We start from the raw sequence: 24,181 nt of genomic DNA on the forward strand, positions 1-24,181 counted from the left end.
CTAGATATGTTTGCCGGGCAAGGCAACGAGCAGATGGGAATGAACATCCAGGAAATGCTCGGCAACATGATGCCCAAAAAGCGGAGAAAACGGAAGCTGCAAGTGCGCGAAGCCCGCAAAGTGCTCATCCAGGAAGAGGCTCAGAAGCTGATGGATATGGATGAAGTAACCCAGGAAGCAGTGCGCCGGGCGGAGCAGACGGGCATCATTTTTATCGATGAAATCGATAAAGTAGCCGGTTCCGGCAAAGGTGCAGGCCCTGATGTGTCCCGTGAAGGCGTGCAGCGGGACATCCTGCCCATCGTCGAGGGTTCGACGATCACGACCAAATACGGCCCGATCCATACGGATTTTATCCTCTTTATTGCCGCTGGGGCATTCCATATTGCCAAGCCGTCTGATCTGATTCCCGAACTGCAGGGCCGGTTTCCCATTCGTGTGGAACTCACCAGCTTGACTGAGGAGGATTTCGTCAAAATCTTGAAGGAGCCGCGGAATGCTTTGACCAAACAGTATACAGCCCTTCTATCAACGGAAGGTATTCAGGTGGAGTTTACGGATGCAGCGATCCGCGAGCTAGCGCAAATTGCTGCGGAAGTGAACCGCAATACGGAAAATATCGGTGCAAGAAGACTGCACACCGTATTGGAAAAGCTGCTGGAGGATCTTTCTTTCGAAGCTCCGGACATCCAACTGGACACCTTTGCCATCACGCCCGAATATGTTCGTGACAAGCTGACTGATATCGCGCGGAACCGTGATCTCAGCCAATATATCCTATAAAGTTTGGAAAATTGACAAAAAGTTCACTTGCTATCCCGATTAATCCAACGGATGCTTAAGGAAAGCAAGAGGAAGTGCCGTATTTTCGAGAAACAGAATGGATCTGCGGGCAAACCGGTGGAATAGAAAGAACCGGCCTGGGGAGCCGGTTCTGCCATTTTTTTCAGCACATTAGGGGGCTATAAGGAAATGAGTTTGTTAGCCAGCACGCGTAAGCTGAATCGTCTGCTGCAGCAAGCTGCAGGCAAAGCAGTGAATTTCATGGAGATGTCGGAAGTATTGAAGGACGTCATCCAGGCAGATGTTTATGTCATCAGCCGCCGCGGGAAAATTCTTGGGTTTTCGGTAACGGGACCGTTTGCATCCGATGAGTTAAACCAGATGGTGGTTCAGGAGCGGCGCATTCCCGAGGATTATAATGCCGAGCTTTTGAAGGTTAATGAGACAGACGCGAATTCGGAATCTACTGTACACAGTTGGTTTGAACACCGGGTTCTGACCGTTGTTCCCATCATCGGTGCGGGTGAACGAGTAGGTACGCTGCTGCTGTCTAGGAATAGCGACGCATTCACCGATGACGATCTCATCCTAGCGGAGTATGGCTCGACAATTGTCGGGATGGAAGTCCTTCGGGAGAAGGCGGAAGAAAGCGGCATCGAAATTCGCAGCAAAGCCATCGTTCAAGTGGCAGTCAACTCCTTGTCATATAGCGAGCTTGAGGCAGTGGAGCATATATTCGAAGAACTGAAGGGGAAGGAAGGGCTGCTTGTAGCCAGCAAAATCGCTGACCGTGTAGGCATAACCCGCTCCGTAATCGTCAATGCCCTGCGCAAGCTGGAAAGCGCCGGAGTGATCGAAACCCGTTCCTTGGGTATGAAAGGTACATATATTAAGATATTAAACGATCAACTGGTTACAGGACTTGAAAAGGTCAAAATATGAGGTTCTAGTCGGATATATGAGCATAATAATTTATAGGTAAAAAGTCCCTAAATGTTTAAATTTGGGACTTTTTTTCTGCCCAAAATCGGATTTCTCATCGAATATTTCCCATATTCACCCAGTTCTTGCATAATAGCGCGGAAAATATGAGATTCGTATGATATCGATATAATAAAATGTGGAAGAAGTGCGTCTTTCGGTGTATTTTATTGAAAAATGTCGAAAGAAGAAGGAAAACAAAAGTGGAATGACGAATAAAATTCAATGCAAGTTTATACAAACAAATGGGGGTATCTTGATGGAAATATTGAATAATCCCTCATTCCGGCTTTTGGAAGGTTCCTTAAATGCCGCAAACTTGAGGCAAACCGTAATTGCCAACAACATTGCAAACGTAGATACTCCGAACTTCAAGAGATCGGACGTACGGTTTGAGGAACTGCTTCAATCCGAAATGAGCGGAAGCAACACACTGGCCGGCAGGCGCTCGGACCCGCGGCATTTCTCTTTCGGCACAAGCAGCGGGCTAACCCCCAAAATTGAGACCGACGAGCAGTCCATCATGAACAACAACAAGAATAACGTAGACATCGATTCAGAAATGGCTCTCTCCGCCAAAAACCAGTTGCGTTACAATGTGATGATCGAACTGGCCAACAACGAAATCCGGCATTTGCGCACATCAATTGATAAAGGGAGATAATCGATGAAACTGACAAGCGGTTTTGATATCAGCTCATCTGCTTTGACCGCTCAAAGGATGCGTATGGATGTTATCTCCTCTAACATTGCCAACGCAGAAACAACCCGCGGCAAGCTGGTGAATGGTAAATGGGTTCCGTACCAGCGTAAGATGGTCGTGATGGAACCGGGCACTAACGCTCCTTTTTCCCAGTATCTGAAAAATGAAATGGGCGACGGTGTGGGTGCAGGGGTGAAGGTAACGAAAATTATGGAGGATAAAACACCTTTCAAACTTGTTTACAATCCGACTAATCCCGATGCGGACGAGAACGGATATGTTTCCATGCCCAATGTTGACACTTTGAAGGAAATGGTCGACATGATTTCCGCATCCCGCTCTTACGAAGCGAATGTTACGGCATTGAACGCTTCGAAAGCGATGATTACGAAAGCGTTGGAAATCGGTAAATAAGAAGTTCAAATAGAAACCGGACAGGAGGAAACGTAATGATCGACAAAACGATGCTCTCTTCATTGCAGCCTGCGTCTTTAGCGCCTAAAGCTGCCGCTCCTGCAACGGGAACAGAGATCGGCAAACAGTTTGGCGATTTTCTGAACGATGCTCTAACCCAGATGAACAACCAACAAGCGGAAGCGGATAAACTGTCTCAACAGTATATCATGGGTGAAATCACCGACCCGAGCCAAGCACTGATCGCTACTGAAAAAGTCTCTCTCGGCCTGGAGTTGGCCGTACAAACACGCAATAAAGTGATCGAGGCTTATCAGGACATCATGCGAATGCAAATTTGACGTGCAATCATTTATTGCCTGTTTATGACGAGGTGAAACGGTGAACGAGTCCATCCTGAAGTACTGGAATCGGATTAAACAATATGCAACCCAAACTTGGACGGGGTTCAGCAAATCACAAAAGACGATGTTCATCTCGATGATTCTGCTGTTGCTGATCGCGATCCCGCTCCTGGTTTCGTATTTTTCTCGGACCGAATATGAGCTAGCTTTTACGGATTTGCAGCCAAGCGATGCAACTTCAATCAAGGGCTATCTATCGTCCGCGAACATCCCCTACAAGCTGGAAAACGGTGGGACAAGCATTTCAGTGCCCCGCAGCAAAGTGGATGATGTAAAAATCGAGGTGGAATCCCAAGGTCTGAACCAAGGGGGCTCCATCGGGTATGAGGCTCTTGGCAGCAGCTCCATGTTTGGAAGCACTGACCGGGAATTTGATGTTAAGCAGCTATCGATGCTTCAAGGCGAAATGCAAAAAATGCTCAACAGCTTTGACGCCGTCGCTGGTTCCAAGGTGATGATCACCTTGCCGGAACGTTCTGTTTTTATCACATCCGCAGATACGGACCAATCCTCCGCTGCTGTAGTGTTGAAACTTAAGCCGGGTTACAGGCTGGATCAGCAAAAGGTCGACACGATGTACCAGCTTGTCTCTAAGAGCGTGAAGAACCTTCCTATCGACAATATAACTATTTCGGAACAGAATGGCGATTTGCTACCGTATTCGAAATCCGACAGTAATTTGGCAGTCGCATCCAATGCCGCCGCCATGCAGTTCCAAATCAAAAAGCAATTCGAAGCGGATATTCAAAAAAATATTATGAACATGCTGAGCAAAGTCATGGGTCCGGATAAAGTGGTGCCTGTCGTTGTGGCCAGCATGAATTTCGATCAAAAAGTGAGCAAGCAAAATTTGGTGAAGCCTGTAGTCGATGACCACGGCATCGCCATCAGCATGCAGCAGATCCAGAAGAGCTATACCGGCACCGATTCGTCGACAGGCGGAATCGCCGGCACTGGGAGTACCGATATTCCTACTTATCCCAGCGATTCGGGAACCGGCACATCTACCCAAGAGGACAACGAGACGACAACCAATTGGGAAATCAACCGGATCAATAATGAAATTCAATCAAGCCCATTCTTTATCAACGACTTAACCATTTCCATTGGAGTTGAACCACCGGATCCAAAAAATCCTGATTCGCTTACAGCGGACAATGAAGCAAGCATCAAAAGCATTTTAAAGCAAATCGTCGCCTCATCTACGGCAAACCGCGAGGTTCCCTTTACCGATGCGGAATTGAACGCAAGAGTCACCCTGTTCAAGCATGAATTCGCCGCATCCGCAAACGTGTCAAGCGGGAAGAAGACGAACTGGCTGCTTTACGGTTCTCTTGCGGGCGCAGTCGCGCTCCTCTTGGGAGGCGTCGGCGGATACATGATCTCCAAGCGTAGACGTAAAGCGGAGGAACAATTTGTCGAACCCGTCGCACCAGCCAGACAGGAGTATCAGACTCTTGATTTGGATTCTCTGGATGCTAAAAGCGGCGAGGCTCAGGTTCGCAAACAGTTGGAAATGCTGGCCAAAAAGAAGCCGGAAGAGTTCGTCAATCTTCTGCGTACTTGGCTTGTGGATGAATAGGGGTGTGACGGTTGGCTAAAGGAATTCAACAAGGACTGACGGGTCGGCAGAAAGCCGCCATATTGCTGATCAGCTTAGGGCCCGAAGTGTCCGCCCAAATTTTTAAACAACTGCGAGATGACGAGATCGAACAGTTGACCCTTGAGATTGCCAACGTGCGAAAGGTGGATTCCGGCGAAAAGGAAGCGATCCTGTCCGAATTCCATCAAATTTGCATGGCCCAGGAATATATCTCGCAAGGCGGCATCGCCTATGCCAAAGAAATTTTGGAGAAAGCACTGGGAGCGCAAAAAGCGATTGATATCATTAACCGGTTGACGGCAACTTTGCAGGTTCGGCCTTTCGACTTCGCTCGCAAAGCGGAGCCATCGCAAATCTTGAATTTTATTCAGAACGAAAATTCGCAAACCATCGCTCTCGTATTATCCTATCTTCAGGCCGATCAGGCATCCATGATTTTGTCGTCTCTGCCTCAGGAGAAGCAGGCGGAAGTGGCTAAGCGTATCGCTCTTATGGACAGCACTTCGCCGGAAATCATCAGCCAGGTCGAGAGAGTGCTTGAGCAGAAACTGTCGGCAACAGTGACGCAGGATTACACCTCTGCCGGAGGCATCGAATCCATCGTCCAAATTTTGAATGGCGTCGACCGAGGCACGGAACGTACGATTTTGGATTCTTTGGAAATTCAAGATCCGGAGCTGGCGGAAGAAATCAAAAAACGGATGTTTGTGTTCGAGGATATCGTCAACATCGACAACCGTTCCATTCAACGGATCATTCGGGATATCGAGAATGCCGATCTGCAGTTGGCACTCAAAGTCGCCAGCGAAGAGGTGCGGGAAGTTATTTTCCGCAATATGTCGAAACGCATGTCCGAAACCTTCAAGGAAGAAATGGAATACATGGGCCCGGTTCGCTTGAGGGACGTAGAGGAGGCCCAAACTCGCATCGTAGCAACCATCCGCAGACTGGAAGAAGCCGGAGAAGTCATCATCGCCAGAGGCGGAGGAGACGATGTCATTGTCTAATCTTATTAAATCCAATGGCTATATCGCTCTTGAGGAAACGATGCTTGTGGACAGCTTGAGCAGCTTGCTCAAAAAGGCTCAGGCTGAAAGTAAAGCTCCGGTTCCTGATGAAGAAGCTGCCGCCCTTTGGGAAAAGGCACAAGGCGTTTTGGAAATCAAGGACCAGATTATTCAGGATGCTGAAGAATTTGCGGAGTCTACCATCACCCGAGCGGCAGATGAGGCGAACCAGATCAAACTGGAAGCTCAACAAGAAATCGAGACGTGGTGGGTGGAACGCCGGTCAACGGATGAAGCGGAAACGGGTATGGCTCGGGAAAGCGGCTACCAGGCTGGTTATCAGGAAGGAACCCTTCAAGCGGAGCAAATGGTGCGAAATGAATATGCCCAGATGATCAATGAGGCACGAGGCGTTTTAGAGCATTCCTATCAGTTGAAACGGCAGATTATCGCCGAAGCGGAGCCTTTTCTAATCGAGCTAAGTACCGCCATCGCCGAGAAAATCATACAGCACCAGCTGACGGTAAACCCGGAATGGGTGGTGGATCTGGCGGGAAGTGTACTTGGCCGCAGACGGGAAAAAGGAACGATTACATTGTGCGTCGCACCCGTTCATTTCTCTTATTTTCAAGAAATGCGGGAAGAGCTGCGGATGTCGTTGGACTCCCAAGCGGAGCTCGATATTGTTCCCGACTCTTCTGTGAGCGATCACGGCTGCATCATTCGTTCGGTTTACGGCAGCATTGATGCTCGAATTGATACGCAATTGAAAGAAATAAAGGCTGCCCTGCTAGATTTGACGGCAGAAGAGGATAGGGAAGAGGATGAATAAAACCCTTGATGCTTCCAAGTATATGGAACGACTGAGCCAACTGGATCCCGTTCGCATAAACGGAAAAGTGATTCAAGTTATCGGTCTGACGGTTGAATCGGAAGGACCTGACGCCAGCATTGGCGACGTTTGCCTGATTTATCCTTATAAATCCAATCATCCCGTCAAAGCGGAGGTCGTCGGTTTTCGCAGCAACAATGTCATCCTAATGCCTCTAGGGGAACTCAATTCCATCGGGCCGGGCTGCGAAGTGGTCAGCACAGGCAAACCGCTTACCGTACAAGTCGGGCATGAGTTGCTCGGTAAGGTACTGAATGGTTTGGGTGAGCCGCTGGACGGCTCAAAGCTTGCGGGAAGAATGGGAACGTACTCAACCAATAACTCTCCAGGCAATCCGCTCCACCGCCCTAGGGTGCTTACACCCATCAGCGTTGGGGTCCGCAGCATCGACGGATTGCTAACCATAGGCAAAGGACAGCGGGTGGGTATTTTTGCCGGTTCTGGTGTTGGTAAAAGCACCCTTCTCGGCATGATCGCCCGAAATACAGCCGCTGATGTGAACGTCATCGCCCTTATAGGCGAACGGGGCCGTGAGGTCCTGGACTTCATCGAGCGGGACCTTGGTCCGGAAGGGCTTGCCCGATCTGTCGTGGTTGTCGCCACTTCGGATCAGCCGGCGCTTATCCGCATCAAGGGGGCGATGATCGCCACCAGTATTGCCGAATATTTTCGCGATCGTGGCTTAAACGTCATGCTGATGATGGATTCGGTGACCCGATTTGCCATGGCTCAACGGGAAGTAGGTCTTGCCGTAGGCGAGCCGCCGGCGACGAGAGGTTATACGCCTTCTGTGTTCGCGATGCTTCCTCGTTTGTTGGAGCGCTCGGGAACCGGCCCCAAAGGCTCGATCACCGCATTTTACACGGTGCTTGTCGATGGGGACGATATGAACGAACCTATCGCCGATGCGGTCCGCGGCATTTTGGACGGCCACATCGTACTGGACCGGAATTTGGCCAATAAAGGCCATTTCCCCGCCATCGATATTTTAGCTAGTGTCAGCCGCGTGATGAAGGAGATTGTCTCAGATGATCATCAGACCGCAGCGGAATTTTTGAACAGAATGTTATCCATCTATAGAGATTCGGAAGACTTGATCAATATCGGGGCGTACCAACGGGGATCTAATCCAGAAATTGATAAAGCACTGCATTATATCAATGGGATTATGGACTATACCCGGCAGAAAACCCTCGAAAAAGTGACATTTGAAGAGGCGCACGAGCAGCTTCTGAAGCAATTTTCCGAAAGGTGAGAATAATCGATGGCATTCCGCTACAGCTTTCAAAAGATCGTCGATTTAAAGTCTAACGAAAAAACCCAAGCGGAATGGGTATTGTCCGCGGCGTTCGGGAAATTGCGGCAGGAAGAAAACTCCCTTACTTTGCTGGAGGAAGAGCAGCACCAACTGCAATCCACTCTGGCAAAGGCTACGGAAGAGCGCACAACCATCTCGGAACTGACGTTGTACCAAACCTTTATCAATCATGTGGATCGGGAGATTCGCGGCAAGAAGGACGATATCCGTCAAGCTATGCATGAAGTGGATAAAAGCCAGTTGGTCCTTACGGAAAAGCTGAGGCAGGAAAAGGTATGGCATAAAGCCAGAGAGAAAGCGCACAAGGATTTTACGGCTGTCGTTCTTAAGAAGGAACAGGAAACCTTGGATGAACTAGCCGTCACCCGATATAAAAGACCGTCCTGACAGAAGCGCTGCGGGTGGTAGGAAGGGGTTTTACAGTATGGAATCGGAAAAATCCGAGCTGAACGCGCTGGAGCGGTTTTTGATCTGGTTTCTGGTGCCTATCGTTTTCGCAGTCGTCCTGATTATGGTACTGCTTACCATGTTTGGTTACGATACAAAAGGCAATTTGCTCTCCGTTGCCCACAAAATTCCCATTGTGCAAAACTGGGTACCGAAGGAAAACACGGATACTTCGGGTAACGGCGCAGCGGCTTCAGCCACGGCTTCGGACAAGCTCAAGGAAAAAGATGCGCTAATCCAGAAGCTGCAGAAGCAGTTGAAGGATCAAGAGGCTGATCTGAAGAAGTCACAGGACAATTTTTTGCGCAAAGACGACACCCTTAAGGAACTGCAAACCAAGTACGATGCTTTGGTGGCTGATCAACAGCAGACAAGCGATGAAGCATACGGCAATAAGGTGTCGGAGCTCAGCAAGCTTTATGCTGGAATGAATCCGGGAAAAGCGGCGCCGATTTTGCAAAACATGACGTTGAGCGAACGGGTACTGGTTTTAAGTGGAATGAAGGTAGATCAGCAAGCGCTGATTTTGGAAAAGATGACCCCGGCAATTGCGGCAGAGACATCCGCTCGGTTGAAAGAGGAAGTTCCGTCCAAGGATTTGCAAATTGCCGCTTTGCAAGAGCGGGTAAAGAAGCTGGAGACGGACAACAGCAGCCCGGCCGCCAACACGGATATGGTCAACTTGGGAAAAACCTTCGCAAGCATGGATGCTGCGCAAGCGTCCGATGTGCTGGTGACGATGTTTAATGCGGGAACTGCGGGAGCGAATAAGGCGATCAGCATTATGAAAGTGATGGATACGTCCTCGCGCGGCAAGATTTTAACGGAAATGGCTAAGAAAGAAAAGGACAAGGCAGCGACGATTTCCAGTAAACTCGCGAATTGACCTGAGATTACAGCTTTACTTCTCAGGCTTTCGATATAATCTCCCATGAGAGGAGGTGAAAAATATGGAAATGGCAATACCTTTTCAAAGCGCAGTGCCTGCAGCAACCCAGGCTCCGAAAGCTTCGGATCGGCAAACTCGTTCATCTGGAGTCTCTGGCCGTTCTACATCTTTCCAAGACAAGCTGCGTCAAGCTAATGACAACAAACCGGCAACTGAGAAGAAGAACGCGGTAGCATCGCAAGATGGGAAAAGTAGTCAAAAAGCAGCGGACAAATCGGAAGGGACTTCCCAGAATGACAGTTCAAATTCTGCGACTGCTGCAAACACATCGAATGCGTCAACGGAGTCTACTCCAGCCGCTAAAGCAGTAAGCGAAGAGAAAGCAACTGTTGCCGGAGACGCCGTAAATGCGGATGAAAAGTCGGAAGATACCAACCCGATTGCCGCGATTATCGCTCTTTTGCTGCAGCAGCTATCTCAAACGCAAGATGCCGTTCCGGCCATGCAGAAGGTTGCAGATCAGCCGGATTTGCTTGAGGCGGTTCTCTCTCAACCTGCTGGCCAAGCATGGTTTGGACAGGCAAAGGTGCTGATGCAAGCGATGGGTCTCTTGGGTGACACTAGCGCCGGGGGGGATACCCAAAACGACGGACTCCTTGACTTGAGCAATGTAGCCGGCATGCAGATGCCCGCTCAATTGACGGATCAAGTGAAGAAAGTGCTGGAGAGTGTCATTGCAGCTCTGCAACAGGAACCGGACAGCGCTTTACTGAAACAACTTTCCGCAAGCTTTAGCAGCATTTTGGCTGAGGCGAGCACCAGTTCAGCCACTGCTAGTCCTGCAGCTACGACAACCAACTCCGATGCTGGCAACTTGATCTTCACGGCCGCGCAAGGCGAGAAAACCGCCGCGATCTCAACAGGCAAGGAAGCCGCTTCCGCTCATTCCGACAAGGAGCAGCAGTCGAATTCCGATGAAAAGCAAAACCATACAGCGGTATTCGTCAAAGGAAACGAGGGAGCATCCAAACGAACAACGGCTTTGGAGATGCTGGCTTATCGCTCCGGTATTACGGTTGAACGCACCAGCGGAGATACAGATGCAGCTACAGCAGAAGGTGCGAAGGAAGCAGATGCAACCGCTCAAACGACATTGCGTACGGACGCATTAGCTGCAACGCCTCAACCGGCAGCAGCAACGACTACGCAGCTTCCGGAAACGGACCAACTGCCGCAAACGATGAATGCAGCTGACTTTGCCAAGGAAATCGCTCGTTACTTGCAGAAAAGCTCTGCCGCCGGACTTAAAGGTTCTCTTACGGAAGCTCGTTTGACCTTAACGCCCGAACATCTCGGTCAAGTGGATGTACGTATCGCCCTGTCTGACGGCCAGGTTGTCGCCCAGTTCAACGCTCATACAGCAGTAGGCAAAGAAATGCTGGAAAGCCAAATGCAGCAGTTGCGATTGAACTTACAAAATCAAGGTCTTCAAGTAGAACGACTGGAAGTTGCACAAAGCGCTGCAGCCCAATCCGGTATGTTCCAAGGAGAGCGACAACAGCAGCGTTATAGCCAACCGGGGCAATCCACTCAAGCCCAATCCGGCACAAACTACATGGACTTGGACGAGGAATTGGAAAATCTGGCTTTAGAGGAACGGGTTCGTTTGTCGGCTTACGGCACGACGGTGGATACCACCGCTTAAGCGCAAGAATGGAGAAGTCTGGCGACAGGAGGTGCACAAGTGACAAGCGCAGTAGGTACAAAAAATGTATGGCCCAATTACGCCGCAAACAACACAAGCGGTTCGACGTCGAGCGGTAGTGGAGTGTTGGGGAAAGATGATTTTTTGAAGATTTTGGTAGCTCAACTATCTAACCAAGATCCGATGCAGCCTATGGAAGATAAAGAATTCATCGCCCAAATGGCGCAATTTTCCTCCGTCGAGCAAATGTACAACATCACGTCAGAGCTTAAAACCTTACGACAGTCTATTGGACTTAGCCCGGCGTTGATCGGTAAGTCGGTCGCTTGGAACGACACAAACACGAACGGAACGACTACCGAGAAAACCGGCGTTGTGGAAGGAATCCGTTTTAAGAGCGGTCTACAGTATGCCATTATTGACGGCAAGGACGTTTCCATTGATCAATTGACTCGGATTTGGGAAGAAGCGGCATCAAATTCGACCACGACAACGGGAAGCGGAACAACAACAACGACTACGGGAACCGGTTCAACGACAACGGCAACCGGAACTGGTGAAACATCATCTGAAGCGAACGGTGGTGCTCAAGAGAGCGGGAGTGGCTTATGAGTGATCGGCTCTCGATCGGACAGCTCTATCCCGGACGTGTTGCTCCCCTAACGCCTGTCAGTCAGGGAACACGCGGCAGCAAAATCGGTGAAACTGCTGGGACGGAGCAGATAAGCTTTCAGGACATACTCCAGAAAGAACTAAAGCTCAGTCATCACGCCGAGCTCAGGCTTGAACAGCGTGGAATTCGCTTGAAGCCAGAGCAACTGAACAAGATTCAGACAGCGGTGGACAAGGCAGCTGCCAAAGGTGCTAAGGATTCGCTGGTGCTGATGAATGATATGGCGCTTATCGTTAATATCAAGAACCGCACCATCGTCACGGCAATGGACGGAGCGTCCTTGCAGGACAACGTTTTCACCCAGATCGACAGTGCGATCATCGTTTCGTAATGGGCTGGCCCGATAAGGAAGCCCACGGGACTGCGGACCGATTGATGCGTCCCAACTTGATTTCCTTAATTCAATTTTAGGAGGAATACGTAGATGTTAAGATCTCTATATTCGGGCATTTCCGGCATGCGCGGATTTCAAACGAAGCTAGACGTGATTGGGAACAACATTGCCAATGTCAACACTGTTGGTTACAAAGCCGGAAGAGTAATGTTTAAGGACCTCTTGAGCCAAAGCATCGGCGGTGTCACCGCTCCTTCCGACACGCAGGGTGGTGTCAATCCGAAACAGGTAGGTCTTGGCGTTGCCATCGGTTCCGTAGACACCGTGCACACCCCAGGCGGAGCGATGACCACCAACGTTCCCACAGACCTGCGGATTGATGGCGACGGCTTCTTCGCCGTAAAACAAGACCCGAATGCCGACGGATTTTACTTGACTCGCGACGGAAGTTTCAAAGTCGACTCAGCAGGCAATCTGGTCAACGGCGACGGGATGTTCGTACTAAGTTCCGATGGGGAGCCCATCAACATTCCGGATGAAGTGACATCTTTCTATATTGGTCAAGACGGTTCCGTCGTCCCGGTTGCGGCTGACGGCACGACTCAGGACGCCATTGCCAAAATTGGCGTAGTCAAAGTGAAGAACCCATCTGGTTTGGAACGAATCGGCGGAAACCTATACCGTTCGACGAATAACGCCAGTCCTGATGGTGTTTTAAACATTGGTGAAGCCAACAGTGTTGATTCCGGAACCGGAGCTATTATTTCCGGCCAACTGGAAATGTCTAATGTCGATCTTACATCCGAGTTTACGGAAATGATCGTCGCCCAGCGGGGCTTCCAGGCAAACTCGCGTATCATCACCACATCCGATGAAATTCTTCAAGAAATCGTTAACCTTAAACGATAAATCGTAACATCATGACCGCTGTTGGCGGCAGATGCTGCCGCCAACAGCAGTCTCATTTATCGTAGAACGGGATGGAGGGAGACGCTCGCATGATAACGGTAACGCGATTAAATGGAAATCCGCTTATCATTAACGCCCTGTTGATCGAAATCGTCGAAGAAACTCCGGATACGATGATCACCCTGACCACCGGCAGGAAAGTGACCTGTCTGGAGCCGGTACAGGAAGTAGTTGCCCGGGTCGTGGACTATATTCGCACGGTAGGAGCGGTTCGCGGCAGCATCAATAGTCAGGATTCGGAGGAATAGTCGAGATGAAAAACAAGTTTTTGCTAATCGTTTTAGCCATGCTCGTCGTCGTGACGTTGATTGCAGGAGCAGGCGTCGGTATTTGGACTCTGATGGATAGGATGGATAATAAAACCGTCGATCCAGGACAAAAAGCTGCAAATTCTGTCGAGCATGTAGAAGGAAAAAAACAGTCGGCTGCCGAAGTGAAGAAGCTGACAGTATCTGTCGAAAACGTGATTACCAATTTAAAGGAGCGGGACCGCACGATTAAAGCTGGTTTTGCTTTCGAAATGAACAACAGCAAGGTAAAGAAGGAGCTCGAAGATTACGATTCTCGAGTTCGCAATGTGATCAACCAAACTCTGGCTGATTTGACCATGGAGGATTTATCGGGGAGCAAAGGTCAGGAAGCTCTCAAGGCTATCTTAATGAACAAGATTAATGACTTTCTGACAACTGGTAAAGTGACGCAAGTCAACATTACCGACATCATCATGCAATAACCAAACATGAACACAGCGCTTCAGGGAGGTGACTTTATTGGTTGACGTACTCTCGCAGAACGAAATCGACGCTCTACTCGCGGCTCTCTCCTCTGGCGAGATGGATGCGGAGGAGTTGAAGAAAGAAGATACTCAGAAAAAAGTCCGCGCTTACAATTTTAAGAGGGCTACGAGATTCTCTAAAGACCATCTTCGAAGCTTGACGCGTATACATGAAAATTTTGCCCGCTTTCTGACTACCTATTTCTCCACTCAGCTAAGAACCTTCGTTCAAATCAATGTCGTACAGGTTGAGCAGCTGCCTTATGAGGAATTTATCCGATCCATCCCGAAAATGACCATCCTTAACATTTTCGAAGCAGAGCCTTTGGAAGGACGGATGGTGCTGGAGGTTCATCCCAATGTGGCATACGCGATGCTGGACCGGATGCTGGGGGGATCGGGAAACGCGCCGAGCAAGATTAATGCTCTGACAGAAATTGATACAATGATCATGGAGAAGATGTTTGGCAGAGCTCTGGAAAGCTTGACCGAAGCATGGAAGACCGTAGCAGATATTACGCCGCGGTTGGAAGCACTTGAAACGAACCCGCAATTTATGCAGATCGCTTCCGCTAACGACACCATCGCTTTGATCTCCTTAAGCACCAAAATTGGCGATACCACGGGCATGATTAACTTATGTATCCCGCACGTCGTCATTGAGCCGATCATGCCGCGGCTTTCCGTGCATCACATGTTTGTCACCTATAAGAAGACGAAAACAGCCGAAGAAACCGAAGCATTGAATAGCCGTATTAATAAATCGCAGCTGCCTGTTGTGGCAGAACTAGGAAATTCCCAACTGACGGTTCGTGAGTTTTTGGGGCTTACTTCCGGCGATGTAATCCGGCTTGACAAACCGGTGGAAGAGGGGCTGAGCATCCGCGTAAGCGACAAGCTGAAATTTATCGGCAGTCCCGGAACCGTAAAAGGGAAGATAGCGGTCCAGGTAACGGAGATTGCAAGCGAAGGAGTTGAGGAAAATGACGAATAACCGGGACTATCTCTCTCAGGAAGAGATCGACGCCCTACTTAAACAAACATCGGATGTAACAGAAGAAGACTCATTCCATGAAACCCCTGATGTCAGTGAGTACTTATCCTCTCTAGAGCAGGATGCTTTGGGAGAGATCGGCAATATCACTTTCGGCAGCGCGGCGACAGCTTTGTCTACGCTCCTTGGGAAAAAAGTCGAGATTACGACGCCCAAAGTTTCCGTTTTGCTGCGTCAAGATCTCCCCAATGAGTTCCCTAAGCCTCATGTAACGGTTCACGTCAATTATGTGGACGGTTTTCACGGAATCAACCTGCTGGTCATCCAGACAAAAGATGCGAAAGTCATTGCCAATCTGATGATGGGCGGAGACGGAACAGGCACCGAAGTGGATGAACTGACGGAAATCCATCTGAGTGCCGTGCAAGAAGCGATGAACCAAATGATGGGATCATCGGCTACTTCCATGTCGACGATTTTTAATCGATTGGTTAACATATCACCTCCCGGAATCGACATTGTCGATCTCTCCTCCGGAAATTCTGCTACAGTCTTTTCCCAAGAAGAGGTATATGTTAAAATTTCATTCCGGTTGAAAATTGGTGATCTGATAGATTCCACGATCATGCAATTGCTTCCTGTTCCATTTTCCCGGGAACTGGTGCTGACATTAATGGGCGGAGAAGAGCCGGATATGGGTACAGGATCTACTCCGGATAAAGCTCCTGAAGCTCCAGTACAGACTCCTGTTGCTTCCAAGCCTGAACCTCGGCCGGCGGCAGCAGAGCCATCCTATCCACCGCAATCGCGTCCCGCGCAGCCGATGCTTGAACCCCATGGAAATCCGCCAACTGGCGTTCCAGCTTATCCAGGCTATCCGGTACAGCCTGAATATCCGATGCCTAGCGGCTACGGCTATCAGCAACCTGCTGCTTACGGCGGTATGCCGAATCGAAACGTGAACGTGCAGCAAGCCCAATTTGCCAATTTCAATTCTGGTTTGGCAACTGCAGGAGAGGAAACGAATCTCAACCTGCTGCTTGATATTCCGCTTAAAGTCACGGTGGAATTAGGCCGTTCCAAAATGTTGATCAAGGACATCCTTCAGCTGTCCCAAGGCTCTATTATCGAGCTGGACAAGCTGGCTGGCGAGCCAGTAGATATCTTGGTTAATAACAAGCTGATTGCCAAAGGTGAAGTTGTGGTTATCGATGAAAACTTTGGCGTCCGTGTGACTGACATCATCAATCAATGGGAAAGAATCCAAAAGCTACAATAATATTAGGAGGACTGTACTACATGGCGAACCGAATTTTAATCGTTGACGATGCTGCATTTATGAGAATGATGATCCGAGACATCCTATCGAAAAACGGTTATGAGGTATGCGGCGAAGCGAATGACGGAGTTCAGGCTATCGAGAAATTCAAGGAGCACAAGCCTGACTTGATTACGATGGATATTACGATGCCGGAAATGGACGGCATTAATGCTTTGAAAGAAATCAAAAAGCTCGATCCGAATGCTAGAGTTATCATGTGTTCAGCCATGGGACAACAAGCAATGGTTATCGACGCCATTCAAGCAGGCGCCAAAGACTTTATCGTAAAACCATTTCAATCGGACCGGGTTATCGAAGCCATTAAGAAGACATTAAGCTGAGGTGCGCCTGTGCCGAACACGACAAGCACTGGTACTTTCCTCTTTTGGGTCCTCTTTTATCTGATTCTCGTACTTGGATTGTTCTTTCTCATCATCAGGCTGGTTGCCAGGAAGAACAAAATGGTTCTTCCCGGCCGCACAATCAAATCGATGGGAGGACTGCCCCTAGGGCAGAACAAATCCGTTCAGCTTGTTGAACTGGGAAACTCGCTTTACCTCTTGGGGGTCGGTCAAGATATCCGACTGGTGGCAAAAATTGATGATCCCGAAGAAATCGCAGCCATTCGGGCAGCGGCTATCGACAGCTCAGAAGGAAGAGCTTTCCGCAGCATGCGAGACTGGGTGGCCTCATTAACCAAACGCGGCGCTTCTCCTGCGACGGGTGAGACTGATGGGCAATTCCAGCAACTGTTTCAGGAGAAAATGCTGTCGATGACAAACCGCAAAAAGAAGGTTGACGAATGGATTATCGAAGACAGCCAGACGGATGGGCGGTTTGGAAAAAATGAATAAAAAGCTGGCGGTGCTATTGCCGCTTCTCCTTATTGTCGGGGTTTGGCTCTGCTCCGCGCTGGCGTCAGCAGAACCGACTCCCCAGCCCCCGACAAATCCTATACCTGATGTGAGCTTTAACATCAACAATACAGAATCCGCTTCAGGCACGAATACCATTTCCATCATTTTGATGCTGACGGTTCTCAGTCTGGCTCCGGCTATTCTGGTGCTGATGACAAGCTTTACCCGGATCGTCATTGTGCTGGGGTTTGTCCGTACCTCCTTAGGGACCCAGCAGATGCCGCCGAATCAGGTTCTTATCGGGTTAGCACTTTTTCTTACTTTATTCGTAATGTCTCCCACCTTGGGAGAAATCAATAAAACGGCTCTGCAGCCATATATGAAACATGAGATCACCCAGTCCCAGGCACTTGAAAAGGCAGCCGTACCGCTTAAACAATATATGGGCAGACAAGTGCGCGAGAAGGATTTGCAGCTTTTTCTCGATTATTCCAAAGCTCCTAAACCAGCGGGAATCGAAGATACGCCGCTGACGGCTCTTGTACCAGCTTATGCCATAAGCGAATTAAAATCTGCTTTTCAGATGGGCTTTATGATCTTCATTCCGTTTCTTGTCATCGATATGGTAATCGCCAGTGTTCTGATGTCCATGGGGATGATGATGCTGCCGCCGGTCATGATATCGCTACCCTTCAAGATTTTGCTGTTCATTCTGGTTGACGGCTGGTATTTAGTAGTCAAATCGCTGCTGCTCAGCTTCAATACATAATCGGCCGGAGGGATTGCCATGAATTCGGAATTTGTTATTGGCGTGGCCGGCCAAGCAGTTTTTACGGTGTTGAAGGCTAGCGCACCGATGATGATCATCGCTTTGGTGGTAGGCTTGATCATTAGCGTTTTCCAGGCGGCTACACAAATTCAAGAGCAAACTCTTGCCTTTGTTCCGAAGATTCTTGCCGTTCTCTTGAGCATTCTGATTTTTGGACCCTGGATTCTCACCACTCTGGTTGAGTACACACGGAATATATTTGAAAATCTCTATCAATTCATTGGTTAGGATGTGAACTGATGGAACTTCTACAGTTCGTTCCTAACTTTATGCTTGTCTTGTGTCGAATAACCGCATTTTTTGTAGTGGCCCCTATCTTATCTGCGAAAAATGTGCCCAATCATTTCAAGATTGGTCTATCGGTTTTTCTAGCGCTGCTTGTGGTTCCTACAATGAACGTCACACCGGTGCCTCTTGACGGGGTTTACCCGCTTTCGATCATTAAGGAAACATTAGTTGGACTCATTCTCGGTTTTATTGCTTATCTCTATTTCACCATCTTTCAAATTGCCGGTTCTTTTGCCGACATGCAAATCGGATTCAGCATGGCAAACGTTATCGACCCGCTCACGGGCGTTCAAAGTCCCGTTTTGGGCAACCTCAAGTTCATGATAGCCAGCCTGCTGTTCTTAGCTATGAACGGTCATCATGCGCTGATATCGGGCATTCTCAGCAGCTACCAATGGATACCGCTCAACAATGATGTTTTTTCTCAGATTTATAACGGCCATGTGTCGGAGTTTCTGCTCCATTCACTGTCCTCAGCGTTTCTTCTTGCTTTTCAACTGGCTGCTCCGCTGGTCGTCTCCCTGTTTCTCGTAGATGTCGGCTTGGGCATTCTTGCTCGCACGGCGCCCCAGTTTAACATTTTTGTTGTGGGTATTCCAATTAAGCTCCTCGTCGGGCTGATGCTTTTGCTTGTATTTGTTTCCAGCTTCTCCACTCTGTTCTCCAGTCTGTTTACTGAGTTATTTCGCGAGATGCAGAAAATGGTGGAGATTCTCTCCGGCGTACAAACGTCGGGGCAATCTTAGTTCAGTCGGGAGGCGGCAAAGTGCCGGTATATCGCTACCGTCTGGATCTGCAGTTGTTTGCCGGCGAAAAAACGGAACCGGCGACACCGAAGAAACGTCAGGACGCTCGCAAAAAAGGGCAAGTAGCCAAAAGCTCGGAGCTTCCCGGTGCTTTCGTCCTTTGCGCCAGTTTTCTGGCCTTGATGATCTTTGCCGGTTACCTCAAAGGAAAGATCGTTATCCTGTTTGAATCGATCTACAACGATTACTTGTTGACGGATGTGACGATACCCAATGTCATTTCTTTATTTGGACACTTGGTGCAACAGGGAATTTTGATGCTTTTGCCGCTATTTGCAGTGGCTTTACTCATCGCTTTGGCGGCTAACTATATGCAGATCGGTTTTCTCTTGACAGGCGAACCGTTAAAAATGAAATTCAGCAAGATTAATCCCGCTCAAGGCTTTAAACGGATGTTCGGCATGCAATCCATGGTGGAACTGCTTAAGTCGCTGTTCAAAATGCTGCTCGTCGGGATTCTCGTCTTTCAAACCTTTTGGTCGGAGCGGGGGCATCTGCTGGAGCTGGCGCATAGACCGCTAGGCGGTACCTTGCATTATGTGGCCGGAATAACTTTGAATTTAGGCATCAAAATTGGCGTTGCTTTGGCTGTACTGGCTCTGTTTGATTATATGTACCGGAAATATAAGTTTGAAAAAGATTTGCGGATGTCCAAACAGGACATCAAGGACGAGTACAAGAAATCGGAAGGGGACCCGCTGATCAAGGGTAAAATTCGCGAGCGTCAAAGGCGGATGGCCATGCAGCGTATGATGCAAGAGGTCCCCAAAGCTGACGTTATTATCACAAACCCGACGCACTATGCGGTCGCATTGAAATACGAAGCCGGCGAGATGGATGCTCCCCGGGTCATCGCCAAGGGGGCTGACTTTGTCGCACAGAAGATTAAAGAAATCGGTAAGCAGAATGGCGTCATCCTGATGGAAAACCGGCCGCTGGCCAGGGCGCTGTTCGACCAGGTAGACATTGGCCAAAATATCCCGGCCGACTTGTTTCAGGCCGTAGCCGAGGTGTTGGCTTACGTGTACAAATTAAAAGGAAAAACCGCAAAATAACGGATTTTTCCACTAAATGTGAATGTTAGGGAAAGGAGGCGTTCTTCGGTGAAACTAAGAGATATAATCGTCTTATTTGGCATTGTCGGCATTATCCTCATGATGATTATTCCAGTGCCGTTGCCTTTGATGGACGTGCTCCTTGTTATCAATATATCGTTGGCGCTTATTATCTTACTGACGGCAATGAATACGCAGGAAGCGCTGCAATTTTCGATTTTCCCCTCACTGCTTCTTGTTACGACGTTGTTTCGTTTGGCGCTGAATGTATCGACGACGCGGAACATTTTGGATAAGAGCGAAGCAGGTAAGGTTGTCGGCACCTTCGGTTCTTTTGTTGCAGGAGGCAATATCGTCGTCGGCTTCATCGTGTTTCTCATTCTTGTCATCGTCCAATTCATCGTTATCACGAAAGGTTCTGAACGGGTCGCTGAAGTAGCCGCCCGGTTTACGCTGGACGCAATGCCCGGCAAACAGATGAGCATCGACGCCGATCTGAATGCTGGTCTCATCAATGAGCAGCAAGCTCGGGAACGGCGAAAGAAGATCGAAAACGAAGCGGATTTCTATGGAGCTATGGACGGCGCCAGCAAATTCGTCAAAGGCGATGCCATCGCAAGCATTATCATCCTCGTCGTTAACTTGATCGGCGGGTTTATCATCGGGATGGTCTTCAAAGGCATGAATTTTACAGACGCTGCTTCTCATTACTCCATCCTCACGATTGGTGACGGACTCGTCAGTCAAATTCCTGCGCTCCTCATTTCGACAGCTTCCGGCCTTATCGTCACACGGGCAACTTCCGAAGGCAATCTAGCGTCGGATATTACGAAGCAGATCCTTGCCTATCCGAAGCTGCTTTATATCGTAGCCGGAACCATCGCCCTTCTTGGAACCGTCACACCTATCGGTATTACGGCCACCTATCCCATCGCAATATTGATGGCGATTGCAGCCTGGAGAATGCAGGGCAACCTGAAAAAGCAGCAGGCGCAAGAGGAGCAATTGGTAGAAGAACAGCAGATCGAAGAAGTACGCAGCCCCGAGAGTGTGGTCAGTCTGCTCAATGTGGATCCTATCGAATTTGAATTCGGTTACGGTCTCATTCCGCTGGCGGATACCCATCAAGGTGGCGATTTATTGGATCGAATTATCCTGATTCGGCGTCAATGTGCCTTGGAATTGGGCATTGTCGTCCCAGTTATCAGAATTCGTGACAATATTCAACTAAAACCGAACGAATATGTCATAAAAATTAAAGGAAATCTGGTTGCTCGTGGTGAATTGTTACTTAATCACTATTTAGCGATGAGTCCTGGGTTCGAAGATGAAGCGGTTCACGGTATCGAGACGACCGAGCCGGCATTTGGGCTTCCTGCCCTATGGATCGACGAAAACGTCAAGGAACGGGCGGAAATGTCCGGGTATACCGTAGTGGATCCGCCATCGGTAGTGGCTACACACTTGACGGAAGTTATCAAGAAGCACGCTCACGAGCTGTTGGGCCGTCAGGAAACGAAAGCTTTGGTGGAAAATGTCAAAGAATCGTACCCGGCACTTGTCGACGAATTGGTGCCAAGCATTCTCTCCATCGGCGACATTCAAAAAGTACTTGGCAAGATGCTGCGGGAAAAAATATCCGTTCGGGATATGGTTACGATTCTAGAAACGCTGGCGGATTACGGGACGTACACCAAGGATCCCGATATTCTAACCGAATATGTAAGACAAGCACTATCCCGGCAAATTACTCAACAGTTCTCGTCTGCCGGGGATTCTCTAAAAGTGATCACCGTCGGACCTGCGCTTGAGCGAAAAATCGCCGAAGCTGTCCAGCAATCGGAACAAGGTTCCTACTTGGCAATGGATCCTTCCTATTCCCAGATCATCTATCAAAGAGTGGGAGAACAGGTCAACCGAGCTGTTCAAGCAGGTCAGCAACCGATTATCCTCACATCCCCGACGATTCGCATGTATTTAAAGCAACTGCTTGAACGGACGATGCAGGATATTCCGGTTTTGTCCTACAGCGAGCTAGAGCCTAATGTGGAAATTCAGAGTCTGGGAGTTGTCAATATATGAGAGTAAAGCGTTACGTCGTAGACACGATGCCGGACGCCTTGCAGCGGATACGCAGTGAAATGGGCAACGACGCCGTGATTCTCAATACGAAGGAAATGCGCTCCGGTGGCTTTCTGGGCTTATTCAGCAAAAAGAAGATCGAAGTCATCGCAGCGACGGACGCGGCAGAAGTTAAGCCGCCCGCATCGCGGCCGACTCTTCATACAATTCCGACAGCCAAGCCGGCATCGGCGCCGGTCTTGGACATGTTGAAAACTGCCGATCGCCAATCTGCTGCGACACGCGAGCCGGTGAAATCTTCTGTTTACGAGCCAATGCCGTATGTGCCTGATGTTCTAGCTGAGCGAGAGGCAGATTTGACTGCAGCTAGGAAGACTGACCAATCGGAAGATGCAAAGGCAGGGATCGCAAAACCGGTACCGGACGAAGCTCCCGCTAAGGATTTCGATTTACAGGCGGAAATTCGCCAGATGAAAGAATGGATGAGAAGCGTTGTAAAGACCGTTTCCGTTGGGGATCAACTCGATCCCGTTTGGGAGATGTGGGCCGGGAAGCTCAAGGAACAGGAAGTGCGGCCTGAAATCGCCGATGCCATCATGGCTTCGATACAGGAAGAAGCAGGGGATTTGACCCATTCTAACGAGTGGTTCAAAGAGAAAATCAAGGATCGTCTGTTGGCTGTTGTAGCCGATAGGACGGGACGCCCCCTATCCGGTGAATGCCAGGTCGTCCATTTTGTCGGTCCTACCGGAGTAGGCAAAACAACGACTATCGCCAAGCTGGCGGCGGAGCAAGTGTTGAAGCATCACCGCAAGGTGGGATTCATCACATCCGACACCTACCGGATCGCTGCTGTGGAACAGCTCAAGACCTATGCCACGATTTTGAATATTCCGCTGGAGGTGGTCTTCTCTCCCCAAGATTTGACCAAAGCATTTCAGAAGTTGGAAAACTGCGATCTTATCTTCATGGATACGGCTGGACGCAATTTTCGCAATGAAATGTATGTTTCTGAGTTGAATGCACTCCTTGCGACCCGGGGCAGTAGCGAGACTTACCTCGTACTCAGCCTGACCAGCAAGTACAAGGACATGATGGCGATCACCGACAATTTTATCAAGTTCAAAATTGACAAAGTGCTCTTTACCAAAATGGATGAAACCGATTCTTATGGTGCCGTCGTGAACCTCATGCATGATTACCCGCTGCGGTTATCCTATATTACTAATGGGCAGAACGTGCCGGATGATATCTCCTTGCTTGACAGCGGCCAGCTTGTGAATTGGATTGTGGAGGCATTATCGGATGAGTGATCAGGCACAAAAGCTTCGCAGTCTGATGGATGGAATGGAGGCTGCCGATCTCCAGCAGCCGCCTGCAGCTCTGGCAAAAACAACTCGGATCGTCACCGTAACCAGCGGCAAAGGCGGAGTGGGAAAATCCAATTTCACCTTGAATTTCGCGCTGGCTCTACAAAAAACGGGGAAGCAGGTACTGATCTTCGATGCGGATATTGGGCTTGCTAACATCGACGTTCTCATGGGCGCCAATCCCGCTTTCAGTCTCTATCATCTTTTAAAAAAAGAAAAGACGATTTGGGAGATTATCCAAACCGGTCCTGGCGGATTGCAATTTATAGCCGGAGGCTCCGGATTCACGGATCTCTTGCGGTTAACGGATCAGGAGCTTAACGATTTCGCTGAACAGATCGGCCAATTAAACGGCCATGTGGATTATATTATTTTCGATACAGGAGCGGGCTTGTCGAAAGAGACGATGAAATTTATTATGGCCGCTCACGAAACCATCGTCGTTACAACGCCGGAGCCAACTTCCATTACCGACGCCTACGCCGTTATCAAAATGGTACATAAAGAAGAACCCGACGTCACATTCAGGCTTGTGGTCAACCGGGTGACGGATAACCGGGAAGGCAGGATAACCGCTGACAAGATCCGCTTGGTGGCTCAAAAATTTCTGGATTTGAACATTCCTCTCCTTGGATATGTTGCGGACGACGATACCGTTTCCCGTTCGGTAAAAAGACAGGTT

Annotated in this window: 28 protein-coding genes; all 28 read left to right on the top strand. The window is 49.2% G+C overall.

Annotated features, from left to right (window positions below; translation table 11 throughout):
- The coding region (gene hslU, locus TJ79_RS02230) for an ATP-dependent protease ATPase subunit HslU (protein ID WP_040948663.1) at positions 1-783 on the top strand (783 nt) is incomplete at its 5' end.
- Positions 784-972: 189 nt separating this feature from the next.
- Positions 973-1,725 (top strand): GTP-sensing pleiotropic transcriptional regulator CodY, encoded by a 753-nt coding sequence (gene codY / locus TJ79_RS02235; RefSeq protein WP_040948664.1) that lies wholly within the window; start codon positions 973-975, stop codon positions 1,723-1,725.
- A gap of 298 nt (positions 1,726-2,023) precedes the next feature.
- Positions 2,024-2,428 carry a flagellar basal body rod protein FlgB gene (gene flgB / locus TJ79_RS02240; protein ID WP_040948665.1) on the top strand — a complete coding sequence of 135 codons (405 nt, stop codon included), beginning with the start codon at positions 2,024-2,026 and terminating at the stop codon, positions 2,426-2,428.
- Positions 2,429-2,431: 3 nt separating this feature from the next.
- The gene (flgC, locus tag TJ79_RS02245) at positions 2,432-2,881 is read left to right on the top strand and encodes a flagellar basal body rod protein FlgC (protein ID WP_040948666.1); all 450 of its coding nucleotides are present in this window, start codon (positions 2,432-2,434) and stop codon (positions 2,879-2,881) included.
- A 35-nt stretch (positions 2,882-2,916) separates the two neighbouring features.
- On the top strand, positions 2,917-3,222 hold the full coding sequence (gene fliE / locus TJ79_RS02250) for a flagellar hook-basal body complex protein FliE (RefSeq protein ID WP_040948667.1): 306 nt from the start codon (positions 2,917-2,919) through the stop codon (positions 3,220-3,222).
- Between the two features lie 40 nt (positions 3,223-3,262).
- Positions 3,263-4,867 carry a flagellar basal-body MS-ring/collar protein FliF gene (gene fliF / locus TJ79_RS02255; protein ID WP_040948668.1) on the top strand — a complete coding sequence of 535 codons (1,605 nt, stop codon included), beginning with the start codon at positions 3,263-3,265 and terminating at the stop codon, positions 4,865-4,867.
- Positions 4,868-4,878: 11 nt separating this feature from the next.
- Entirely contained in the window at positions 4,879-5,895 is a 1,017-nt protein-coding gene (fliG, locus tag TJ79_RS02260; RefSeq protein ID WP_040948669.1) for a flagellar motor switch protein FliG, read from the top strand.
- Entirely contained in the window at positions 5,888-6,727 is an 840-nt protein-coding gene (locus TJ79_RS02265; protein ID WP_040948670.1) for a FliH/SctL family protein, read from the top strand. The genes fliG and TJ79_RS02265 overlap by 8 nt, the downstream gene beginning before the upstream one ends.
- Positions 6,720-8,042 carry a flagellar protein export ATPase FliI gene (gene fliI, locus TJ79_RS02270; RefSeq protein ID WP_040948671.1) on the top strand — a complete coding sequence of 441 codons (1,323 nt, stop codon included), beginning with the start codon at positions 6,720-6,722 and terminating at the stop codon, positions 8,040-8,042. Before TJ79_RS02265 ends, fliI begins: the two co-directional genes overlap by 8 nt.
- 9 nt (positions 8,043-8,051) lie before the next feature.
- A complete protein-coding gene (fliJ, locus tag TJ79_RS02275) occupies positions 8,052-8,492 on the top strand; it encodes a flagellar export protein FliJ (RefSeq protein ID WP_040948672.1) in 441 nt (146 codons plus the stop codon).
- Positions 8,493-8,529: 37 nt separating this feature from the next.
- Complete coding sequence (locus TJ79_RS02280) at positions 8,530-9,438, top strand: MotE family protein (protein WP_040948673.1); 909 nt, start codon at positions 8,530-8,532, stop codon at positions 9,436-9,438.
- Positions 9,439-9,502: 64 nt separating this feature from the next.
- Positions 9,503-11,146, top strand: coding sequence for a flagellar hook-length control protein FliK (locus TJ79_RS02285; RefSeq protein WP_040948674.1), 1,644 nt, complete (start codon positions 9,503-9,505; stop codon positions 11,144-11,146).
- A 39-nt stretch (positions 11,147-11,185) separates the two neighbouring features.
- Positions 11,186-11,758 carry a flagellar hook capping FlgD N-terminal domain-containing protein gene (locus TJ79_RS02290; RefSeq protein ID WP_081756654.1) on the top strand — a complete coding sequence of 191 codons (573 nt, stop codon included), beginning with the start codon at positions 11,186-11,188 and terminating at the stop codon, positions 11,756-11,758.
- The gene (locus tag TJ79_RS02295; protein ID WP_040948675.1) at positions 11,755-12,150 is read left to right on the top strand and encodes a TIGR02530 family flagellar biosynthesis protein; all 396 of its coding nucleotides are present in this window, start codon (positions 11,755-11,757) and stop codon (positions 12,148-12,150) included. Before TJ79_RS02290 ends, TJ79_RS02295 begins: the two co-directional genes overlap by 4 nt.
- A 93-nt stretch (positions 12,151-12,243) precedes the next feature.
- Positions 12,244-13,062 (top strand): flagellar basal body rod protein FlgG, encoded by an 819-nt coding sequence (flgG, locus tag TJ79_RS02300; RefSeq protein WP_040948676.1) that lies wholly within the window; start codon positions 12,244-12,246, stop codon positions 13,060-13,062.
- A gap of 89 nt (positions 13,063-13,151) precedes the next feature.
- The gene (locus TJ79_RS02305) at positions 13,152-13,370 is read left to right on the top strand and encodes a flagellar FlbD family protein (protein ID WP_040948677.1); all 219 of its coding nucleotides are present in this window, start codon (positions 13,152-13,154) and stop codon (positions 13,368-13,370) included.
- A gap of 5 nt (positions 13,371-13,375) precedes the next feature.
- Positions 13,376-13,855 carry a flagellar basal body-associated FliL family protein gene (locus tag TJ79_RS02310; RefSeq protein ID WP_052339184.1) on the top strand — a complete coding sequence of 160 codons (480 nt, stop codon included), beginning with the start codon at positions 13,376-13,378 and terminating at the stop codon, positions 13,853-13,855.
- Between the two features lie 37 nt (positions 13,856-13,892).
- Positions 13,893-14,891, top strand: coding sequence for a flagellar motor switch protein FliM (gene fliM, locus TJ79_RS02315; RefSeq protein ID WP_040948678.1), 999 nt, complete (start codon positions 13,893-13,895; stop codon positions 14,889-14,891).
- Positions 14,881-16,170, top strand: coding sequence for a flagellar motor switch phosphatase FliY (gene fliY, locus TJ79_RS02320; RefSeq protein ID WP_040948679.1), 1,290 nt, complete (start codon positions 14,881-14,883; stop codon positions 16,168-16,170). Before fliM ends, fliY begins: the two co-directional genes overlap by 11 nt.
- Before the next feature lie 20 nt (positions 16,171-16,190).
- Positions 16,191-16,553, top strand: a complete 363-nt coding sequence (locus tag TJ79_RS02325; protein ID WP_040948680.1) for a response regulator — start codon at positions 16,191-16,193, stop codon at positions 16,551-16,553.
- 9 nt (positions 16,554-16,562) lie between these two features.
- Positions 16,563-17,066 (top strand): FliO/MopB family protein, encoded by a 504-nt coding sequence (locus TJ79_RS02330; protein ID WP_155987742.1) that lies wholly within the window; start codon positions 16,563-16,565, stop codon positions 17,064-17,066.
- On the top strand, positions 17,059-17,838 hold the full coding sequence (gene fliP / locus TJ79_RS02335) for a flagellar type III secretion system pore protein FliP (protein WP_040948690.1): 780 nt from the start codon (positions 17,059-17,061) through the stop codon (positions 17,836-17,838). Before TJ79_RS02330 ends, fliP begins: the two co-directional genes overlap by 8 nt.
- An 18-nt stretch (positions 17,839-17,856) precedes the next feature.
- Entirely contained in the window at positions 17,857-18,126 is a 270-nt protein-coding gene (fliQ, locus tag TJ79_RS02340) for a flagellar biosynthesis protein FliQ (protein ID WP_040948681.1), read from the top strand.
- Between the two features lie 11 nt (positions 18,127-18,137).
- On the top strand, positions 18,138-18,932 hold the full coding sequence (gene fliR, locus TJ79_RS02345; RefSeq protein ID WP_040948682.1) for a flagellar biosynthetic protein FliR: 795 nt from the start codon (positions 18,138-18,140) through the stop codon (positions 18,930-18,932).
- A 20-nt stretch (positions 18,933-18,952) separates the two neighbouring features.
- Positions 18,953-20,047, top strand: coding sequence for a flagellar biosynthesis protein FlhB (gene flhB / locus TJ79_RS02350; RefSeq protein WP_040948683.1), 1,095 nt, complete (start codon positions 18,953-18,955; stop codon positions 20,045-20,047).
- Between the two features lie 48 nt (positions 20,048-20,095).
- Positions 20,096-22,129 carry a flagellar biosynthesis protein FlhA gene (gene flhA, locus TJ79_RS02355; RefSeq protein ID WP_040948684.1) on the top strand — a complete coding sequence of 678 codons (2,034 nt, stop codon included), beginning with the start codon at positions 20,096-20,098 and terminating at the stop codon, positions 22,127-22,129.
- Positions 22,126-23,442, top strand: coding sequence for a flagellar biosynthesis GTPase FlhF (gene flhF / locus TJ79_RS02360; RefSeq protein ID WP_040948685.1), 1,317 nt, complete (start codon positions 22,126-22,128; stop codon positions 23,440-23,442). Before flhA ends, flhF begins: the two co-directional genes overlap by 4 nt.
- Positions 23,435-24,181: MinD/ParA family protein (locus TJ79_RS02365; protein WP_040948686.1), on the top strand; the 747-nt coding region annotated here is incomplete at its 3' end. The genes flhF and TJ79_RS02365, both read left to right, overlap by 8 nt.

It is taken from the genome of Gorillibacterium massiliense (genome assembly GCF_000455485.1).
GTDB lineage: Bacteria > Bacillota > Bacilli > Paenibacillales > NBRC-103111 > Gorillibacterium > Gorillibacterium massiliense.

What these genes read in the sequence shown, in the direction of transcription:
- flgC (WP_040948666.1), top strand. Translation starts at nt 2,432, where the DNA reads ATGAAACTGACAAGCGGTTTTGATATCAGCTCATCTGCTTTGACCGCT.
- fliJ (WP_040948672.1), top strand. Translation starts at nt 8,052, where the DNA reads ATGGCATTCCGCTACAGCTTTCAAAAGATCGTCGATTTAAAGTCTAAC.
- TJ79_RS02305 (WP_040948677.1), top strand. Translation starts at nt 13,152, where the DNA reads ATGATAACGGTAACGCGATTAAATGGAAATCCGCTTATCATTAACGCC.
- flgB (WP_040948665.1), top strand. Translation starts at nt 2,024, where the DNA reads ATGGAAATATTGAATAATCCCTCATTCCGGCTTTTGGAAGGTTCCTTA.
- fliE (WP_040948667.1), top strand. Translation starts at nt 2,917, where the DNA reads ATGATCGACAAAACGATGCTCTCTTCATTGCAGCCTGCGTCTTTAGCG.
- fliQ (WP_040948681.1), top strand. Translation starts at nt 17,857, where the DNA reads ATGAATTCGGAATTTGTTATTGGCGTGGCCGGCCAAGCAGTTTTTACG.
- fliR (WP_040948682.1), top strand. Translation starts at nt 18,138, where the DNA reads ATGGAACTTCTACAGTTCGTTCCTAACTTTATGCTTGTCTTGTGTCGA.
- flhF (WP_040948685.1), top strand. Translation starts at nt 22,126, where the DNA reads ATGAGAGTAAAGCGTTACGTCGTAGACACGATGCCGGACGCCTTGCAG.
- TJ79_RS02325 (WP_040948680.1), top strand. Translation starts at nt 16,191, where the DNA reads ATGGCGAACCGAATTTTAATCGTTGACGATGCTGCATTTATGAGAATG.
- TJ79_RS02285 (WP_040948674.1), top strand. Translation starts at nt 9,503, where the DNA reads ATGGAAATGGCAATACCTTTTCAAAGCGCAGTGCCTGCAGCAACCCAG.
- flgG (WP_040948676.1), top strand. Translation starts at nt 12,244, where the DNA reads ATGTTAAGATCTCTATATTCGGGCATTTCCGGCATGCGCGGATTTCAA.
- TJ79_RS02280 (WP_040948673.1), top strand. Translation starts at nt 8,530, where the DNA reads ATGGAATCGGAAAAATCCGAGCTGAACGCGCTGGAGCGGTTTTTGATC.
- TJ79_RS02295 (WP_040948675.1), top strand. Translation starts at nt 11,755, where the DNA reads ATGAGTGATCGGCTCTCGATCGGACAGCTCTATCCCGGACGTGTTGCT.
- codY (WP_040948664.1), top strand. Translation starts at nt 973, where the DNA reads ATGAGTTTGTTAGCCAGCACGCGTAAGCTGAATCGTCTGCTGCAGCAA.
- fliP (WP_040948690.1), top strand. Translation starts at nt 17,059, where the DNA reads ATGAATAAAAAGCTGGCGGTGCTATTGCCGCTTCTCCTTATTGTCGGG.
- TJ79_RS02310 (WP_052339184.1), top strand. Translation starts at nt 13,376, where the DNA reads ATGAAAAACAAGTTTTTGCTAATCGTTTTAGCCATGCTCGTCGTCGTG.
- fliY (WP_040948679.1), top strand. Translation starts at nt 14,881, where the DNA reads ATGACGAATAACCGGGACTATCTCTCTCAGGAAGAGATCGACGCCCTA.
- fliI (WP_040948671.1), top strand. Translation starts at nt 6,720, where the DNA reads ATGAATAAAACCCTTGATGCTTCCAAGTATATGGAACGACTGAGCCAA.